General features: G+C 43.2%; 13 protein-coding genes. 3 read left to right on the top strand and 10 right to left on the bottom strand.

Annotated features, from left to right (window positions below; all coding sequences use genetic code 11):
- Positions 1-44: 44 nt before the first annotated feature.
- The 10 genes from NMK93_RS04470 to NMK93_RS04425 all read right to left on the bottom strand — a co-directional run bounded on the left by NMK93_RS04470 (position 45) and on the right by NMK93_RS04425 (position 13,355).
- Entirely contained in the window at positions 45-2,714 is a 2,670-nt protein-coding gene (locus tag NMK93_RS04470; protein WP_254529841.1) for a DUF3857 domain-containing protein, read from the bottom strand.
- Between the two features lie 186 nt (positions 2,715-2,900).
- Positions 2,901-3,776, bottom strand: coding sequence for a glycerophosphodiester phosphodiesterase family protein (locus tag NMK93_RS04465; protein ID WP_254529838.1), 876 nt, complete (start codon positions 3,774-3,776; stop codon positions 2,901-2,903).
- A gap of 24 nt (positions 3,777-3,800) precedes the next feature.
- Entirely contained in the window at positions 3,801-4,397 is a 597-nt protein-coding gene (locus tag NMK93_RS04460; RefSeq protein ID WP_254529837.1) for a histidine phosphatase family protein, read from the bottom strand.
- Positions 4,398-5,831, bottom strand: a complete 1,434-nt coding sequence (locus NMK93_RS04455) for an FGGY-family carbohydrate kinase (protein WP_254529835.1) — start codon at positions 5,829-5,831, stop codon at positions 4,398-4,400.
- The gene (locus NMK93_RS04450) at positions 5,832-7,280 is read right to left on the bottom strand and encodes an FGGY-family carbohydrate kinase (protein WP_254529833.1); all 1,449 of its coding nucleotides are present in this window, start codon (positions 7,278-7,280) and stop codon (positions 5,832-5,834) included.
- A 2-nt stretch (positions 7,281-7,282) separates the two neighbouring features.
- The gene (locus NMK93_RS04445; RefSeq protein WP_254529831.1) at positions 7,283-8,293 is read right to left on the bottom strand and encodes an NAD(P)-dependent oxidoreductase; all 1,011 of its coding nucleotides are present in this window, start codon (positions 8,291-8,293) and stop codon (positions 7,283-7,285) included.
- Positions 8,294-8,328: 35 nt separating this feature from the next.
- Positions 8,329-9,582 carry an MFS transporter gene (locus tag NMK93_RS04440; RefSeq protein WP_254529829.1) on the bottom strand — a complete coding sequence of 418 codons (1,254 nt, stop codon included), beginning with the start codon at positions 9,580-9,582 and terminating at the stop codon, positions 8,329-8,331.
- Positions 9,583-9,726: 144 nt separating this feature from the next.
- Entirely contained in the window at positions 9,727-10,653 is a 927-nt protein-coding gene (locus tag NMK93_RS04435; protein ID WP_254529827.1) for an endonuclease/exonuclease/phosphatase family protein, read from the bottom strand.
- A gap of 10 nt (positions 10,654-10,663) precedes the next feature.
- Positions 10,664-12,058, bottom strand: coding sequence for an FAD-dependent oxidoreductase (locus tag NMK93_RS04430; RefSeq protein WP_185210472.1), 1,395 nt, complete (start codon positions 12,056-12,058; stop codon positions 10,664-10,666).
- 28 nt (positions 12,059-12,086) lie between these two features.
- Complete coding sequence (locus tag NMK93_RS04425; protein ID WP_254529825.1) at positions 12,087-13,355, bottom strand: MFS transporter; 1,269 nt, start codon at positions 13,353-13,355, stop codon at positions 12,087-12,089.
- A 152-nt stretch (positions 13,356-13,507) separates the two neighbouring features.
- Here NMK93_RS04425 and NMK93_RS04420 point away from each other — a divergent pair, with 152 nt between their 5' ends.
- The 3 genes from NMK93_RS04420 (at position 13,508) to NMK93_RS04410 (ending at position 19,374) form a co-directional block, all read left to right on the top strand.
- The gene (locus tag NMK93_RS04420; RefSeq protein WP_175486313.1) at positions 13,508-14,272 is read left to right on the top strand and encodes a DeoR/GlpR family DNA-binding transcription regulator; all 765 of its coding nucleotides are present in this window, start codon (positions 13,508-13,510) and stop codon (positions 14,270-14,272) included.
- A gap of 291 nt (positions 14,273-14,563) precedes the next feature.
- Positions 14,564-17,608, top strand: coding sequence for a TonB-dependent receptor (locus NMK93_RS04415; protein WP_254529823.1), 3,045 nt, complete (start codon positions 14,564-14,566; stop codon positions 17,606-17,608).
- Between the two features lie 5 nt (positions 17,609-17,613).
- Entirely contained in the window at positions 17,614-19,374 is a 1,761-nt protein-coding gene (locus NMK93_RS04410) for a RagB/SusD family nutrient uptake outer membrane protein (protein WP_254529821.1), read from the top strand.
- Positions 19,375-19,419: the final 45 nt, after the last annotated feature.

The following is a 19,419-nucleotide window of genomic DNA, read 5'->3' as shown; positions in this document are numbered from 1 at the left end:
ACAAAAAATTACACCCCCTATAACGCATATTAAACTCCCCTATTCTAATTATTCAAAGGATGGGGTCCATAGTTTTCCGGGGATGGATTTTCTGATGCAGATGATAATTCTGTACTTGAATTTCCGCTCCCACCTAAGTAGTAATAGCTATCCTTATGATAGGGTACTGTAAAGGTTTCCTTAACCCTCTTTGAAAGGTATAGATAAATGGACCAAGCAATAATTACGAAAATAGACCAAAGATCTCCAGGGTTCATAAAACCCCAGGTCAGGCTATTAGGATAAATAAGTGAAATGGCGAAATTAGCAAAAATCAGGATGACCACTCCAGCAATATTCACGAAAAAATAGGTCTGCGGAAAGATATCCCTGCGTTCAAATAACAAAATACAGCAATAGATATTAAATGCTAAATAAGCAGCGTGAGACACTAAATATACGATGAGAAAGAGAAGCAAATAACCATAGGCATCATCTGCATTATCAAGTAATGCCCATAGCGAATCACTGATGGAGGTTGGTGTGATGAATATCATAACAGTTAAAAAAAACACACCAATGACAAGCTTAATTGCCAGAACGATTAACCAACCGCCAATATCATTTCGCGTATGTTCATGATACAGGTTGATAAAACCAGTTGGTTTTGATTTATAATGGGTCTTAAATAAAAAGATCAGCGTCGCGATGACGATGGTGAAAAACGTAAAGAGAGCTCCAAAATTTATTTTAGGTAATTGTACGGGATTAATTGACCCAATTGTTAAATAACCATTATTATCAACAAAATAAAGATACCCCATCCCTTCTTGCATGACCTTGAAATCCTCCACGTACTGCTGAGACTGCTCCATGGGAACAAATGAATCATTATTACGAAAACTAATGGAAATTTTGAGCGTATCCTTATCAGCATACTGCCCTTTTGAATACCAATATGCTTCACGGTCTAAAACCTTTTCTTCTGGTTGAAAAAAGCCTATGGCTTTATTGTCCTTATTGACAATCTTGATTTCATGATGGACATCAAGGGGAAAATTAATGGCAATTGGCTCTAGAATCCCTTCCTCTACTTTGGGCAGGCGATCATAAATGTACTTGGAATACATTGGGGCAGACTTTTGCAAATTCTCTTCGACTATATATGCATCCAAGAGATATTCTTCCTTGATGACCAAAATATTATTTTCCAAATCATCGTCGATGGTCAATGGACTAATATGCTTCGCTTTATCATAAACCCTTTGATAATAATCTTCATACTCCTTTTGCAACTGGTTTTTTGCAGAACTCTGCAGTTGATAGCGGATAGCATCAGCTTCATGGTCATAGTATGTTGTTGTAACCTTTAGATTGGCTTTGCCATCATCCAAGATCTGGAAAACCTCTATGATATTGAGAAAGGAACCATGAGTTGCTACCGGTTTTTTTACCTCGGAAAGCTTCTTTCCATTTTCAAGAAACAGGACTTTACCATAATAAGGAAAATATCGATTCAGGATGCTACCTCCCTGGTTACTAATCGTTGGATCGACGGCAATCAAACGTCCAGCGACTACCCCAGCCAAGACCATATGGTTAAACGCAAATGGACTAGGTTGCACCTTATCCAATTCCTTGTCCTGATAGGTATTAGCTAAGATCAAAGAAGACCCTATTCCCTTGCTCTTGAGCATGGAAGCCAATAACAGTGATTTATCCTTACAATCCCCATATCGTTGATTATAGACCACTTCAGGAAGATGAGCACGATGGGAATGTTCGCCCAATTCAATTCCCATATAACGGATGGAGTTCTGAACGAAGTCCAAGCTTTTCTCAAAATATTTCAGACTATCTCCTCCAGCTTCTTGCCAAAGTTTTTTCACCTCCTTATCCAAGGCTGAGCCGGTTTTAATATTAGGGATCGGATTGATCCTTTTCGCCCAATCTGCAACTTGCCTCCAGGTAGAGAATTCAGAAACCTCAACACGAGGGGTATTATCAAACCAGCTGGGTGTATACAATCCCGTTTCTTCGGACGCATTCATGGGCTGCTCCCAATAATAATAGGTTAGATTACCCTTGACCTGCTTTTTCTCAACTGCTGCACCTTTTTGTTTTCGGATATTTAATATACGGCCCTCAGGAACAATATAAACTAGGTGTAACAGACCATTTGGTTCGGTACTTTCTAAATAATAGGTGTTCGCAAATTTCCCTTCAAATACGGGGTTAAAACCGACTAAGGAATAAGAAAACACAATCTTATCATCTTTCCTGACATCATCCAAAACAGCAACTGCGGAATAAATACCATTGTATATCATTCTCGAAAGTTCAGTCTCGACGGCTACAGTCTTGAATTTAGAAAGATCCAAGCGATTTAATACTTTACCATCTCTAATAACATTAAGTTCATGGATAACCAATTTCTGGTACGTGGGATCAAAGCTGACGCTCGCCTGCCCCGCATTTTCGGCTCCCGCTGCCTCGCTAACGACTTTGATGGTCCTGTTGAAATGGGTCTGGTTCTGCAGATTATATTGGTTTTCGATCAATTCAAAATAATAGCCCATACTGATATCATTCAAATCGATGGATTGGGGCTTCATTTGGCTTGCTCTCAACCAAGTGGGTAGATTGGCCTTGCTGATGCTTACTGCCGATTGGGCACATAAAACAGTGCTGCAAACCAGTAGTAGGAGTACGGTTAAAAAAATTGGTTTTCTCATGTGTTAATAATCAGTAAACGAAGATACTGATTATTCAAGCTGCTTCATCCGGTAAACAAAAATTATTAACAACTGACAAACAGCCACTTAAACAGCTATAATTATCAATAAGCGTTAGAATCATAATAAAATAAAAAAGGAAACCAGTACCGGTTTCCTAAATCTATAAACTTAATTAACCTTGGGTTACTTTATAGCTTTGCTGACCTCAATCGGCAAGTCTGATTCCAGTACAGTTGCTCCGTCTGCAAAAACAGCCCTATACTTTTCAGCACGTTCCTCAACCGTTGCCAACTTATCGTATGTAGGTGCTGTTGATATCATGCATAACACGCCCTTTTCCTTAAAGAAAGTGTACATGGCTTGGTTCGAAGGTTTGATCTCAGGTCCGATATAAACGATCATTCGATCGTAAGGAAGCCCCGAGGCCTTAAAGGCTTCTAAATCCTTTTCTGTCTTGATGTGCATGGACAGATATTGTTTGGGATTTTTATCCAAATAGAACTTGGCCTGCTCCACATTGTGAACTGTAACCCAAACCCAAGCATAGGCATTATGCTTGCGGATGATTTCAGCCGTCATTTCCATCGGGAGATCCTTCTTATCCAAGTTTAGCACCGTCTTGCCCTTTGCCCATTTGATCATCTCCTCCAATGTATTGATCTTATACTTGGTAGGGTTACCTTGATGATCCTTTAATTTTAATGCCTGAAGCTCTTTCCATGTGAAATCAGCTACTTTTCCCTTTCCGCTGGTCGTACGTTCCAACGTGGCATCATGTACCATGACAGGCACGCCATCCTTGGTTAAACGTGGATCAACCTCAAAGATTGCGGAGGTATGCTTTAGGACTGCCTCCATGGAAGGAATGGAATTTTCTGGCATCTGTTCCTCAATGGTCCCCCGATGTCCGGAGATAATCTTCTTTCCTGGTTGATACTTGAAGTACTCATACATTTCCTCAACAGTTTTGAAATTGAGTTTGTGCAGTTTTTGGGAAAATGCAGGAGAAGCCTGCATCATAGCGATCAAAGTAAATAGGACTAAATGGGATTTCTTCATAGGGTTTTTGTTGAAGCTCTAAAATTAAGCATTCAATTTTAACAAATTGAAACCTGAATGTTTATCTAATGTTATCAAGGTCAATGCAGAGTTCTCTTGCACGATCCTTCTATAGTTCTTTAAAGGCATACCCAGCTGTTGCGCCATGAACAGTCTGTTCACTCCATTATGTCCGACCACCAAAATGGTCTGCCCATCATATTTCTCCAACAGCTCAGCATAGAAACTCTCCAAACGATTGATCACTTGGCTTGCATTTTCACCCGTCCTTCCAGCCTCAAAGCTTGCTGGATCTGACAACCAGTTGTACCATGAATTTGGATCTTCGGCAATGAAATCTTCAGATCGCTTGCCTTCCCATTGGCCAAAATCGACTTCAATCAAGCGTTCATCGACTTGAACCACATCGGGTCTTCCGGAAGCAATCTCCGCGGTGTTTTTCGCTCGTTGCAATGGAGAACAAAAGATCTGATCAAAACTGTAATCCTTAAGCAGCTCATTCATTCGCTTGGCTTGGGAAAGCCCTTTTTCCGTTAAAGGAATATCAGTCCGTCCGCAATATTTATTTCCCTCTGCATTATAGGCAGTTTCTCCGTGTCTCAAAAGACAGATTGTTATCATCTATAAATAGTTTAAATCTTTCAATTTATTTTTAAAGTCTTTGTACTGTACTTGGTAGGAAGCATGCAACTGAGGATCTGGATCCACCATTTTTTCAATGGCTGTCATATGCTCTGATGCTTCGGTCAAGGTCTGGTAAAAGGTATTGGAAGCGGCCATGATAGCTGCACCAAAGGCACCGCTTGCCTCTTTGCAATTGTAGATGGGCACATTCAGCGCAGAAGCCCTGATCTTTAACCAGACATCACTGTTACTGCCTCCTCCTGCAGAATAAACCGCATCGATCTTTTCTCCTGAAAGCTCTTCGATAATATCGTATGCTAACTTTTCTATAAAAGCTACTCCTTCCAGATTTGCAGCAAACAGCTTCTCACGGCTGATGTTGTCGGGAGCAAATCCCTTGGCATGGGAAGCCATAATGGGATATCGCTCTCCTTCTTGGAGTAGTGGCCAAGCCAACTCATTGGTCGGGATCAGGTGCGAAGCTTCTTGGTTGAGTTCTTCTAACCCCTCTGCAAACTGTAGAGAAATCCAATCTGCACCTGTATTGCTGGCTCCTCCTGGCATCCAATAACCTTCTGGATGTCTATGGCTGTATAATCTGCCTAATGGATCTACGACGTTGTTTTTCGTTACGCCTTTGATTACAAGGGTTGTTCCAATCGTGCTGTTCCAAGTACCAGGCTTGACAGCTCCTGAAGCCATTTGTGTAGCGCAGCCATCAGTCATGCCCACGACCACCTTGATTTCGGGAACACCCCATTCCTCAGCCAAGGCTGGCAATAGTGATCCCACCACGGTTCCTGAGGGTACTACTTCCTGTAACCACTCTCCTTTTAGGCCGATCTCTTCGGTTACATAAGTAGGCCATTCCAGTTTCTCCAGATCATAAGCGGATTTCAACACATTGGTATAGTCGGTCACTTGGTAGTTTCCGCAAAGTTTCCCTACGAGGAAATCTGAAGCATGGATCCATTGTGCGATATCCTGAACCTTTTCAGGATAGGTTTCGATATACCAAAGCATTTTGCTGATTCCGCTGGATGCATTGAATCCGGTATAGCCATGTGGCACGTTTCTTTCTGCGATCACTTTGATTCGCTTTCCCTGTTCAGCTGACCGGGGATCGCTGTACATGATGGCGGAATGTAAGGGTTGGTTCTGGTTATCCAAAGGTATGACCGTTCCTGATGTTGAGGTAACGGAGATAGCAAGGATATCTTTTTTGTCAATGTTATCTGGAAGTTTCTGGATCAGCTTGGATAACATCTCCTTACAATCATTCCACCAAAGCAATGGCGATTGCTCCTCACGGAATTTATCATCCAATTGGAATTTTCGGGAATCAGATGCTAACAATTCACCTTTCTCATCCACCAAAACGACCCTCGCCCCCTGGGTCCCGACATCTAATCCAAAAAAATATGTACTCATCTAGGAAACTACTTCTTTAAAGGTTTTACGAGCGTTTTTCCACTCTTGATATAGTTTTTCAAACTCCTCATGGTCTTTCGGGTGTATCTCTTCCAATAACTCCGGACTCACGTTCTTGACACCTAAAGCATCATTGCAGAGGAAAACACCACCCAGCACGGAAGCTTGGCGGAAGGTATCCCTGATCTTGATGCTCTTTCCAAACAGGTTGGCAATAAACTGACGCAGTTTGCGGCTCTCCACCCCGCCGCCACAAGCCCAGATGTAGGACTCTTGGTGTGGAGAGACCACACTCAGGAACTTATAGTTCTCATAGATACTGCAGGCAATATCCCATAAAATCGCAAAAACAAAGCTCCCGCGAGTTAACTGATGGGATACCGGTGCATTGAAGATAAAACCTCCCTTGGTCAAGGGTTCTTCTTCATCTGCAATCAAAGAACCTAACGAAGCCACACACTGCGAATAGGTTGCATCTTCTAATTCTTTTTCAATGACATCATAGCCCTCATTTGGATAGAAAATCTCCTTCAGACGTTGATAATTAAGTCCTGTCACGCCGGCATTGGCCTCTAGGATAAAATTATCCGCATCGATATGCCTGCTGGTCCATGTCCGCTGCTCGGCATCTTTTTCATAGCTATCAACAATCTTAATGATTGGTGTAGTCGTACCCGAAACGATGACAACGTCATTAGCCGAAGGTTCCATACTACGGATGGCCAATTGGGTGTCCCCTCCACCAACGACTACTACTGCCGCTGGATTGATACCAAAAGCGGTCGAGACGCCTGCTTTGATATCGCCCAGGATCGATCCTGAATCTTTCAAATCTGGTAAGATGCTAGAGGATAGGTTGAATTGATCCAATAATTCTTGGGACCATGATTTCTTTGCCACATCGTACAACAAGGTTTCAGAAGCTTGAGAATGCTCGTATCCTGCAACCCCTGAAAACTGGAATTGGATCCAGTCACTGATGCTCATTACGCAGGCAATCTGTTCAAATAGTTCTGGATATACTTCCCTTACTCCGACAAGCTTGAAAGCAGAAAATAATGATGTAGGGTAACGACCAGAAAGATCATAGACAAGATCTTTATCTTGTAAGTCGATTTCCCATTTTCTTCCTCGATGGTCGATATTAGGCATGCCGAGCAATGGCTTTCCTTCTTGGTCAACCACCACAATACCTTCCCTTTGGCTAGTTGCTGTGATAGCATTGATCTTCACCGCTCCAGCTTCGGCCAATGCTTCTTTCGAAAGCTTCAGGATCTGTGACCACAGCTCTTCAGGATTGAAGAAGATGGAGTCTTCATATTGAGTATCCGTTTCGTAATGAACGTTTTCTCTTTTGATACTTAAGATTTCGCCATCGATAGCACATACTGCAACGCGTGCATTTCCTGTGCCGATGTCGACGATTAAATAAGCTTCTTTTGTTGCCATGTTTAGCTAATTGATGTGTTCTCTAAAACTGCTTTGTTGACAAGCTGTTTGATAGATTTATTACCCTTATGGAAAAACTCCCTAAGGTTGTTGTTCATGATAAATGCGTGGTGGTCTTCTACCTCATGGGTAGCACCAGCGATATGCGGCGTTGCAATGACATTCTTGTTCAGGATCATCTTGTAGTCAATCTCATCTGGTGGCTCATTGTAGAATACATCCAAAACGGCACCACGGATTTGCCCACCTTCGATCACTTCCAATAAATCTTCACGATTGACAACCGTCGCACGCGCTGTATTCACAAAAATCGCATCTTTATTCAACAATGAAAGATATTTCTTGTCTATCATTCCTGTAGTCTCTGGCGTAACGGGCAAATGGATGCCTACTACATCACAAGTAGCGAACAATTCTTCTAATTCAACCTTTTTAAAATCTGTATTAGGATCTGTAAAATAAGGATCGAAATAATAGATCTCACAAGGAAAGTTAACCAACATCCTTGCAATATGCTGTCCTACGGCACCAAATCCGACCATACCGACCTTTTTCCCTGCAAGCTCATTTCCTTTGAACTGTAAATAAGAAGTATGCGCTCCTTCTCCCCAGTTTTTTCCTTCTAACCAATCGATAGCAGGAACGGTATTTCTCATCAAAGTGATGACATTAGCAATAAACATCTCTGCGACTGCCTGTGCATTCCTTGCCGGAGTATTGAATACGGGAATACCTAATTCTGTAGCGACCTTCAAATCGATATTCGATGGGGTACCACGGCATATGCCGACAAATTTCAAGTTCGGGTTCTCACGCAATACCTCCTCTGTGATTTCATCATGTTCGGAAATCAAGGCATCAACCCCTGTCTCCTTCAATAACGCTTTTAGTTCTGCTGGATTATAGGCGCGTCCATTTGGTTTCCATGAACGGTAAATGACTTCATCAAAAAGACCTTTCAATTCATTCAAAGCTTTTTCGTTCTCATAAGGCGCAGTTAGCAATACTTTCATAGGTTGTTATTCTATTTTTAATCTAAATTCTTTAATTATACGGTATTCAATTCTTTCTCCGATTCCCTCAGCTCTCCTTCTGGAATCGTGATAAATTTTGTCAATACTGCGCTGATCAGATATAATACAGCCAGTACCCAAATCACCCCCTCACTTCCAATGGTGCCGATCAACAATCCTACGATCGCTGGCCCCACAAAAACTGGCAGTCCAGCTCCAAGGTTCAGGATGGCCATCGCTGCTCCTTTATCCTCCTTCACCAATGAAGGCACTAATGCGGATAAAGGAACATAGCCGGCCAAAAGCCCTCCCCAAGCTATACCTGCCGCCATTACCGCCCAATAGGCTCCTCCGAACCATACCGGCGAATAATAGAAAAGGACCGTGGTAATCGCACAGCCAACTCCACCAAACCACATAATGGTGCGTTGCCAGCCTAAGCGATCGCCTACAAATCCAAATATTAAGTTAAATGCAATGTTACTCGTGAAAATGGTTCCCCAGATCTGTAACCATTCTTTGGTATTGAATCCATGTTCTGCCATATACATCGGCAAGAACACCGGAAATGCAAACTGGGCAGTCGTATTGATTACCCTCACAATTCCTCCGATCAATACCTTGGGCTCCTTTTTGACAATGGTCAGTCCATTCATCAACTCCTGAGCTTTTGAACCTTTGGATGCTTTTGTTTCAAACTTATCCCTGTTCAGGACCAGTGCAAAAAATGCACCTATCAAGACCCACAGTATAGAAGACCAAAGTGTGTTTTCATAACCCATTTTATCCAATGCCCAACTCGAATAGTAGGCTCCCAACACATTCAGCCCCCCAGTGAACACAAACCAAAACCAACCTACTGCTCTGCCCAACATATGTTTTGGACTACGGTAGTTGATCCAGACCATAAAGGAATAGGCAAACAAAGGATAGCCAAAGCCTCGGATGGCATAGAATAACAGCATGGCATTGTAATCCAATTTGGCCATTCCCATGGACACAAAACCTACGGTCCCGATCAGATACAACAGCAAACCCATGAACATGGATTTACGCGGTCCATAACTCTCTGCCAATACGCCAGAAAACCAGGAAGAAATTGCAATGGTAATTCCATATACGGTGAAAAGAGCTGCCGATTGCTCCATACTCATGCCATGACTGACAAGGTAAGGACTGAGCCATCCCTGCTCTACCCCATCACCCATCATGAAGATAAGAATACCAAGGTAGCCCCATTTTAAATGACTAGGTATACCTAGCCTATCCATTGTGCTTTGCTGTGCCATTAAATTTAGTTAAGGTTTTAATTGAAATATGTGTTTAAGTAAAATAAAAATAAACAAAATATAACATAATTAAACCCAATCGCTCTAAAAAAAGAACAGTACCAAAAACTGTTCTTTTTTTAACTGTTTATTTGAATCGTTCCTTTATTGATACGCCAATACGGCACTCACAAAATAATGATCGCTTGGCAGAACGCCTTTATAGCTATCCTTGATGATGTTTGTGTCAACGGCCTTCAAAGGTCCGTTCAGGAAGATAAAGTCAATTTTCTTGGATTTCTTCCTGTTCGGGTCATTTCCCTTAAATCCATGGGTAGTACCCTCAGGAACTACATTTCCTCGGACCTGCACATAAGAATCTTTCCATCCCGCATCAATAACATCCTGATAAACCTTAGAATCCATCCCCACATTAAAGTCCCCGGTCAAGATCTGCGGAAAGTCAGTTTGATATTGCGCAGCCTCATCTAGCACCACCTTGATCTGTCCTTCCTTGGCTTCATTACTGACATGGTCCAAGTGCAGGTTTGTTAAACGGATTTCCTTATTAGTTATTTTATCCAGCAACCTTACAAACACTGCGTTCCTCGCTCTTGCTGAACCCCAGGAAAGGCTTCCTGCCTTTAAGGGGGTTTCCGACAGCCAATAGGTATTGGCTGTCAACAACTCAAATCTCTTTTTGGAAAACAATATAGGGTTCTTGGCAATGCCATGATAACCTTCCTTAAACTGATCCATTTCAGGGCCATCAAATCCAAAAGCAAAGTAATCTTTCAGGTTTTCCTTGAGATCCAAAAACTGACCTTTCAAAACCTCTTGAAAACCTATTAAATCTGCTTTCTCCTTTTTAATGATTGCCAAACAGGCACCTCGGCGATCTTTCCAGCCTAAGCCCTTTGCGGCATCTTCCTCTAGATCAACCCGGATATTGCAAGTCAGCACCTTAATCTGACCACCCAGTACAGGAGCAACAGCAGCCTGTAAATCCAGCTTCGCCAATAATGGCATTGCTGACAACAAACCTACTTTCTTAAAGAATTCCCTGCGATTGGACATTTCGGAACGTTTCATTGTATTATTTTTAAACGGTAGCCGTTAGGTCTTCTCCTAAATATGCCCCTGAATTGATCAATTCTGCCCTTAGCTCTTCCACATTGACATCTGCCGGGCTTACGCCATGACGAACCGCTAGTTTAGCCGCACGCCCCGCCGCTTCACCCATCGCCATACATGGGGCCATCACACGGATGGCAGACATAGCTTCATGCGTCGTTGAAATCGAGCGTCCAGCCACCAATAAATTCTTTACCTTTTTAGGTACCAAAGAACGGTATGGAATATCATAACTATCGCCACACCAGGTCAAGGTACAGCCACCACCTTCAGGATGATGGATATCTAATGGATAACTTGCCACAGCAACGGCATCATCAAAACGACGGCAGGTCAAGATATCATCTGCAGTCATCACATAATCTCCAACGATACGGCGAGTCTCACGAATTCCCAGGAATGGAGCCATTTTAGTGAAATGTGCATCTTCAAACCCAGGAACGAAATCCACCAAATAACGTTGAATCTCTTCCACCTGTCTGCGACCTTCAATCTCCCCAAAAGTCAAACTTTCTGGATTAGTTCCATCTACGCCATTGATCCTGGACATATTTACCCAAACCTCTCCTTCACGAAGACCGGTGATCAAAATCGTACGTTCAACCGGAAGGTGATAGCCAGCTTGACGTGCTTTTTCCATCACACTCCTAAGACCAACCACGATAAACTGATGGTTTTGCCCAAAGTATTCCGCTGGTATAAAGTCAGTCAAATAAGTTCTTGGCTCTTCAGCAATGGACATCCGCAATTTGTCTGTATCCACTCCAGCCATACAGAACATCAAGGTCGGAGGCTGGGCACCACCAACATCGTTTCCTTGCTCGCATTCCACCCCTGCTTTATAGGCAACATCAGCATCTCCGGTACAGTCAATGACCGTTTTCGCCAAAATGACCTCTCTTCCAGATTTGCTCTCAATGATTACACCTTTCAGCTCATCGCCTTCCATCACAACACCAGCAGAGAAAACATAAAGCAGTACTTTCACGCCAGCTTCTTCCAAAACCTTCAAGCCAACATTTTTCACTGCTTCCGGTTCCACTAAGGTCAAGCTCATGTGCAGTGGACATGGACGGTGTTCTGAGGCTGCATCCACTTCTTTCAAGCGTTCTATAAACTTCTGTGGAAGACCCTTGATGATCTGGTTTCCTTTTTGCCCCAAGAAACCTAGGATCGGTAAACCGATGGTCATATTCCCACCAACAAAGCTACGGTTGTCAATCAAGGCAACCTTTAACCCGTCTGATGCAGCAGCCTGAGCAGCAATAATACCAGCAGGACCGCCGCCAACAACCAAAACATCAACTTCCATACGAACAGGAGTCTCTCTTGCAGGCTCCAAAATGTTCTTAACTTCTCCCATAACAATAATATGTTGTAATATTTTTTAATTAATTATTCTCTACTAATACAGCCTCCTTGGGCTTCTCCTTTTTGACCATGGTCCAAAGAATCAATACCGCAATGGGATGCATAAATGCCATTGCTATAAAAATGGTCCCTGCACCCAGCGATCCCATCATCTGACCAACGAAATAGTTGAACAGAACTGCTCCCAATGCACCAAAACCACCTGCGATCCCTAAAACAGAAGCTACATTCTTTACAGGGAAAGCCTCGGCTATCACCACTGAAATGGTAAACAACCAGCTTAAGCAAGCCACGGCAACCAAGGAAAAGATCAGAATGGTGAGATAAGGATTGGAAACATAGTCCGTCAAACAGCACAATGGTGCCAATATTGCAATGCTACTCAACATAATTTTCCTGGCCAACAAAGGCTCCTTGCCCTTGCGGACCATTTTATCCGACCATGCAGAAGTGCCAATAGCTCCTAAATCGGCCACCAAAAATGGAATCCATCCAAACATACCGATCTGTGCCAAGGTCAATCCACTTTCTTCCTGTAGATAGCCGGGCAACCAGAAAAGACAGAAATACCAAACGGGATCACTCACAAAACGAATCAACAGGATCCCCCACAAGGTCTTGGTCTTCCATAACTGCCCCCATGAGAAACCGTATCCGGCAGATTGAGCATCCGCCTCACCGATTGCTTCCTTACGGATCCCTGCTGGCGGTTCCGTATAGATCAGGAACCATAAAAGGGCAATGATCAAGCCTACAACCCCGGCAACGATAAATACCGTATGGAAATTATAGCGCATGGCGAGCCAAGCAACCAAAGGCGGCGCAATGATCGCCCCGATCGAACTTCCCGCAACACATAGGCTATTTGCCGTAGCGCGCAATTTTCCTGAAAACCAAACCGTGATCACCTTCAACTGAGCGGGAAAGTTTGTAGGTTCTGCCGCGCCGAGCATCCCTCGGAAAAACAGGAAAGAACCAAAAGTCCTTGAAAAACCACCTCCCAAACATGCTACTGACCACCCCAATATGCCGACCAACATCACCTTCCGTTCACCGAATTTATCCACCAACCAACCAGACACCGGATACATCAAGGCATAGAACACCGTGAAAACATTGATCACCAAGGCATATCCATCGTCACCCAGATCAAACTCGTCCTTTAGCATAGGCTTCAAGATCGACACAATCTGCCTATCATAATAATTGAAGACAATGGCTAAAAAAATGACAATTATGATATACCATCTCCTTTTAGTGGCTGGAATAGGCAACGTAAATTTCGACATAAATTAGATTCGGTTATTAAAATAATACCAGTTATGAATTCAAATGTAGGAATAAATGAATATAAAAAAACATTTTTAAATAAAAAAAAAGAATAGGCAAGTACAGAAATGCTGACTATATTTGCTATTATATTAACTTATTTTAATGAATTATGATGAATATCACAGACAGACACGAATTCATTCTAAAAAGCTTAAAGGAAAAAGGGAAAATTACGATAGACTGGCTCTGCGAAACCATGAAGGTTTCCAGCGTAACGATCCGAAAGGACCTTAAAGTACTAGAAGACAAAAACCTGTTATTCAGGATCAAAGGAGGAGCTTCCAACAGCAACCCTTACGCTATCGACCGCCCTATCATGGTGAAGGAATCCATCAACAGCGAGGAGAAACAGCGCATAGCACAGGCCGCGATCAAACTGATCAAAGACAACGACTCCATCATGATCGGATCCGGCACAACCGTGTTCACCCTAGCCAAAAACATTGAATCCACACACATGCTTACGGTCATCACGCCGGCATTAAAAGTAGGTTTAGAGCTCAGTGGCAAGCCTAACATCGAGGTTTTACAGCTCGGAGGACTAATCAGGACCAATTCATCTTCCGTTGCCGGGCAGTATGCGATCCGCATCTTGGACGAGATCAGCTGCGGGATCCTGTTCCTTGGAGCCGACGGAATCGACCTGGAATTCGGAATCTCCATCAGCAACCTACCTGAAGCAACATTAAACCAAAAAATGATCGAAACCTCCCAAAAGATTGCAATCCTGGCAGATAGCAGCAAATTTGGAAAAAGAGGCCTAGGCAAGATCTGCGAACTGATCGACGTAGACTACATCATTACCGACAACAAGGTGTCCCCAAACATCGTCAAGTCTATCGAAGACTTGGGTATCAAAATCATTCTAGCTTAAGCTACCTTTCTAAGTCATTTTCAGAAAAAAGATTTTTAAATTTTTGGTTTAAAAATCTTTTTTTTATTTTCGAAACGCTTTATAAGCGAATAACCTATTGTTATTTTTGAATAAAATCTAATATGATATCGGCATTTATGCCTTGTTTTAACATAACGAAAACAAAGCCTTAATATTGATTTAACATTATTAAGCTATTTTCGAAACAATTTTAAACATATTGTAAGGACATTAAAACTCTACTCTAAAACATCTGTAAAAAGAACCTATTTATTATTAATAAGCATCTAAATGAAAAAACAACTGCAACTCATTTTTTTGCTGTGTTTTCTACCTATAGGCATGCTATGGGCACAGCAAAAGAATATCTCGGGGAAAGTGACCAATGAAGATGGAAACCCTTTGGAAGGCGTGACCATCAGCATTAAGGGTCATCTTAATGCCTTGTCCCAAACTTCAGCAACTGGCGAGTATGCTATCGAAGCCAACACTGGAGATGTTTTGGTTTTCGCAAGCATGGGTTATGCCAATGCGGAAAGAACCATTGCGGACCAAGTGACAATCAATGTTATCCTTACAGCCGACCTGACCAACCTGGACGAAGTCGTTGTGGTTGGTTATGGGACTCAAAAAAAGGTAAACCTGACCGGAGCTGTTTCTACGATCAATAGCGAACAGCTGGAAAGACGACCAATCGTATCCACCTCCTCTGCCCTGCAAGGTCTCGCACCGGGCGTAACAGTAACCTCCCAATCCGGCGCACCAGGCGGCGACCAAGGTCAGATCCGTATCCGCGGTGTCAATTCATTCGGCGGATCAGATTCTGAACCTCTTGTGATCATCGACGGTGTAGCAGGATCCTTGGACAATGTAGATGCGAACCTGATCGAGAACATCTCCATCCTTAAGGACGCAGCATCTGCGGCAATCTACGGTTCCCGTGCCGCTAACGGGGTAATCTTGATCACAACTAAGCGTGGTAAGGACCAATTTGCCCTAAACTACAAAGGCTATACAGGTTGGCAGGACCCAACCTTTATCCCGAAGGTAACGGATGGTGCAACTTTCATGAAAGTATTTAACGATGCCAACATGAACGATAACGGCTCCGTAATCTACAGCGAAAAAGATTTTGAAGAATTCAATAAATTATATGCAGAGAACCCAGATAATTTCGACTGGCAAAAAGGCATCCTAAATGGTTCAGGATTCACCCACAACCATTTTGTTTCCCTCAATGCCGGCGCTGGGAAGATCCGCGTGGCTCCTTCCCTGGGTTATGTATCCCAAGATGGACTGATTGACAACACCGGTTTCAAAAGATACACCTTCCGAAACAATATGGACATCAATCCAAATGATAAATTAAACATCCGTTTTGACCTTTCAGCCGTAAACAGCAACCGCTTACAGATCGCTAATGAAGGAACTATCTGGAATTATATTGGCCGTATGCCAACCAACATCCCAATCCGCGTAGGCGATGGCCTTTGGTCAGAAGGCTGGGTAAAAAACAACCCCGTAGCTTTTATTGAAGATGGTGGCAATAAAAAAGTAAACAACCTGGAGTTATTGGGAAACCTTTCCATTAACTATAAACCATTCGATTGGTTGAGCATCTCAGGTATGGCAGCACCAAGATACCGCACCCGTAATATCCATGAATTCGCAAAGGCAGTCATGACCTATTACGAAGACGGAAGCGAAGCGGGCACAGCCTTACCTTCTACGGAACTGACTGAATCTGCTTACCGCTATTTCAACGGAAGCTACTCTTTCCAAACCACTGCACAAAAATCATTCAATGACCACAACTTCAGCTTGATGCTCGGTGCCTCAAGAGAAACTTATGACGAAAAATACCTGATGGGATACCGTCGTGATTTTACCTACGACACCTATGAGGTATTGAACGCTGGTGCAGACACAGAAACCAAGAACAATGCTGGAAACCAATTCCAATGGCTGTTGGTTTCCACTTTCGGAAGATTTAACTACGATTACAAAGGCCGTTACCTTTTGGAAGCCAACCTTCGTTATGACGGAAGTTCCAGGTTTGCAAAATCAAACCGCTGGGCAGCATTCCCATCTTTCTCTGCTGGATGGAGAATCTCGGAAGAGCCATTTATGGCTGACCTAAAAAATTCCATCAACCAGTTGAAACTCCGCGGTTCATGGGGTATCCTAGGTAACCAAAACATCGGAACAACCTACCAACCATACATCGAAACCTTGAATCTAGGAAGTATTTCCGTTGGTGGTGCGGTTGACCAAATGATTGCCTTGAACACCATGGCAAACTCGGGCCTATTGTGGGAAGAAACCACCATGGCCGGTTTAGGATTGGATGCATCCCTTTTCAACAACTTCAGCGTTACATTCGATTGGTACACAAAACAGACCGATGGTATCCTGATGAAACTTTACGTTTCTGAGCTATATGGTAAGAATGCACCATTCCAAAATGCGGCCAAGGTACAGAACCAAGGATGGGAAGCATCGGTGCGTTACGACAACCAATTCGGCGATTTTAAATTAGGTATCGGCGCCAATATTTCCGATGTAAAGAACAAGATCCTTGACATGAAAGGACAAGTTTCAGGAACGTTATTGAGACAACAGGAAGGATATTCCATCAACTCCATTTACGGCTACCAATCCGACGGTCTTTATCAATCCCAGGAAGAAATAGACAATGGACCTAAGCAGTTCGGCACCTTAAAACCGGGCGATATCAGATACAGGGACATCGCGGGTGATCTAGATGCGAATGGCAATGCCATCCCGGATGGCAAGATCACGGATGCAGATAAAACCATTATCGGCAGCACCATGCCTCGATATACCTACGGATTCAACCTAGACTTAGGCTACAAGGGTCTTAGGTTCAGTGCCTTTTTGCAAGGTGTAGCCAAAGCAAATGGCTACCTGGATTCACATTACGTGATCCCAGCGGTGAACTCTTCGGCGATTAAACCTTGGCAATTGGACTACTGGTCCGAAGACAACAGAGGAGCCTCATTACCACGCGTATCGGTAACCTCAACAAACAATACGCAGAACTCTGATTTCTGGATGAGAAGCGCTTCTTATCTCCGATTGAAAAATGTTCAGTTAGGCTATGAGATCCCTAAAAGCTGGCTGGCGAACAGCAAGATCGGCGGAATATTCATCTATGCCAACGGACAGAACCTCTTTACAAAAACAAACTTCTACGAAGGCTATGACCCTGAAATCAATTATAACTCAGGAGCACAGGATGGAGTAACCTTAGGTTCAGGTAACTTCTACCCCCAGGTTAAGGTGTACACATTTGGTTTAGACTTTAAATTTTAAGAACAATGATCAAGAAGACAAAATCTATCATAGGAATCAGTTTATTATGCGCAGCTCTCATGAGCTCTTGCGACCTAGACCGATTACCATTGGACGGCCCATCGTCTGAAACCTTCCCAGCCAGCCAAAAAGAAGCTGAAATGGGACTCTTAGGAGCATACAAAGGTTTAACCCTTCTAGATGCTTCCAGCACCCCTATCTGGCACGTTATGGACAACATCACCGATATTGGCTATGCTAGACCGGGAAACAACTATACATCACCGATTACCAGTTCTATCACGACTGACAATGCCTTGGCAACCAAACCTTGGGCTGCCCATTACAAAACCATCGGAAGGGTACATGATGTCCTGGATAAATTGGCAGACATCAAAACCAGCATGTCTGAAGCTGATTACAAAAAGATCGATGCAGAGTTGAGATTTATCCGTGCCTATTCCTATTCCCAACTGATCGAATTGTATGGCGATGTTCCCTTATTGAAAAACGCATTGAAACTGGGCGATGAACTACCGGGTAGAACCAAAAAAGCTGAGGTAGAAAAATTCATCTTGGATGAACTGACTGCCATTGCAGACAACCTACCCCAATCACAGGCCGGAACAAAGTTTTCTAGGGCATCCAGCATTGCTGCCTATACCCTAAAAGCCAGAGTTGCCCTCTATGCAAAACAATACAAGCTCGCTAGCGAAGCATCACAAAAAGCTATCACCCTATCCAATGGGATCCATGCCTTGACGGAGTTCGACAATTCCATCGACTTTGCCAACAAGTCCCACAAGGAAGGCGAACCAGAAGTTGCCAATATATTTGGCCACAAAGGATACGAAAGCAGCAAAGAATGGATTTGGGTGGCTGAATACAACCGCAATATCAGCGACAACGTACATAATCAAGGTTATTATCTAGCTTCCAGACTTGGGAAAGGCGTATGTTATTGGGGACCGACCCAAAACTTCATCGACTCTTTCCAGGATCTAGATGGCAAGTACATCACGGAATCGACCAGTTACAACCCGGAGAAACCTTTTGAAAACAGAGACCCTCGTTTGGACCTTTACACTGTTCGTCCGAATTCCAGGTTTATGGGATTCCAATTCGAGCCAAATGCCTCATTCTCCAAAGTGAACAACTATTGGCCTGTAATCAACGGTACCTCTACCAAACCTAGTTCGCAGACCAATGCTGATGCCACCAATGCATACCGTTCCTTTAGCGGATATCTATGGCGTAAACATACCGATCTAGTGGACTTCCCGACGACTTCGGTTTCCGGATTCTCGGACTTAAATGTTGGTGTGTTGAGATATGCAGAACTCCTGTTGATCTATGCAGAAGCGAAGATTGAAGATAACAGCATCGACGGTACAGTGTATGATGCCATCAACCAGATCCGTAAACGCGCGCATATGCCAAACCTTCCTACAGGACTTTCTCAGGCGCAATTGCGCCAAGCCCTACGCTATGAAAGAAAGGTAGAGTTGGCCAATGATGGTTTGCGCTGGCACGACCTTCGTCGCTGGGGAATTGCAAACCAAGTCATGAACGGCCATATCTATCTAAACCGATTGGCTAATGCTTGGGATAAAAACGTATTGACCCGTATCGATGAGAATGCAAACCCAGTGTACAACCACAGTGTAGCAAGTAAAGTCTTCGGCACTCAGGCTGTAGTCTTCAAGGAAAACAAAGATGAGTATTGGCCAATCTCTGCGCAAGAGATGGATGCCAATAAAAACCTGACCCAGAACCCAGGTTATTAATACGTTTACAATTCATACAAATACTTTTATTTCTCAAACGTGACC

The sequence above is a fragment of the Sphingobacterium sp. LZ7M1 genome, from assembly GCF_024296865.1.
In the GTDB taxonomy this organism is placed as follows: Bacteria; Bacteroidota; Bacteroidia; order Sphingobacteriales; family Sphingobacteriaceae; genus Sphingobacterium.
The sequence above is the reverse complement of the archived record's forward strand: the minus strand, read 5'-3'. Positions and strand labels throughout refer to the sequence as shown.

Coding starts and splice junctions, on each gene's coding strand:
- NMK93_RS04450 (WP_254529833.1), bottom strand. CDS start 7,280: ATGGCAACAAAAGAAGCTTATTTAATCGTCGACATCGGCACAGGAAAT.
- NMK93_RS04410 (WP_254529821.1), top strand. CDS start 17,614: ATGATCAAGAAGACAAAATCTATCATAGGAATCAGTTTATTATGCGCA.
- NMK93_RS04445 (WP_254529831.1), bottom strand. CDS start 8,293: ATGAAAGTATTGCTAACTGCGCCTTATGAGAACGAAAAAGCTTTGAAT.
- NMK93_RS04455 (WP_254529835.1), bottom strand. CDS start 5,831: ATGAGTACATATTTTTTTGGATTAGATGTCGGGACCCAGGGGGCGAGG.
- NMK93_RS04465 (WP_254529838.1), bottom strand. CDS start 3,776: ATGAAGAAATCCCATTTAGTCCTATTTACTTTGATCGCTATGATGCAG.
- NMK93_RS04415 (WP_254529823.1), top strand. CDS start 14,564: ATGAAAAAACAACTGCAACTCATTTTTTTGCTGTGTTTTCTACCTATA.
- NMK93_RS04470 (WP_254529841.1), bottom strand. CDS start 2,714: ATGAGAAAACCAATTTTTTTAACCGTACTCCTACTACTGGTTTGCAGC.
- NMK93_RS04460 (WP_254529837.1), bottom strand. CDS start 4,397: ATGATAACAATCTGTCTTTTGAGACACGGAGAAACTGCCTATAATGCA.
- NMK93_RS04420 (WP_175486313.1), top strand. CDS start 13,508: ATGATGAATATCACAGACAGACACGAATTCATTCTAAAAAGCTTAAAG.
- NMK93_RS04430 (WP_185210472.1), bottom strand. CDS start 12,058: ATGGGAGAAGTTAAGAACATTTTGGAGCCTGCAAGAGAGACTCCTGTT.
- NMK93_RS04440 (WP_254529829.1), bottom strand. CDS start 9,582: ATGGCACAGCAAAGCACAATGGATAGGCTAGGTATACCTAGTCATTTA.
- NMK93_RS04425 (WP_254529825.1), bottom strand. CDS start 13,355: ATGTCGAAATTTACGTTGCCTATTCCAGCCACTAAAAGGAGATGGTAT.
- NMK93_RS04435 (WP_254529827.1), bottom strand. CDS start 10,653: ATGAAACGTTCCGAAATGTCCAATCGCAGGGAATTCTTTAAGAAAGTA.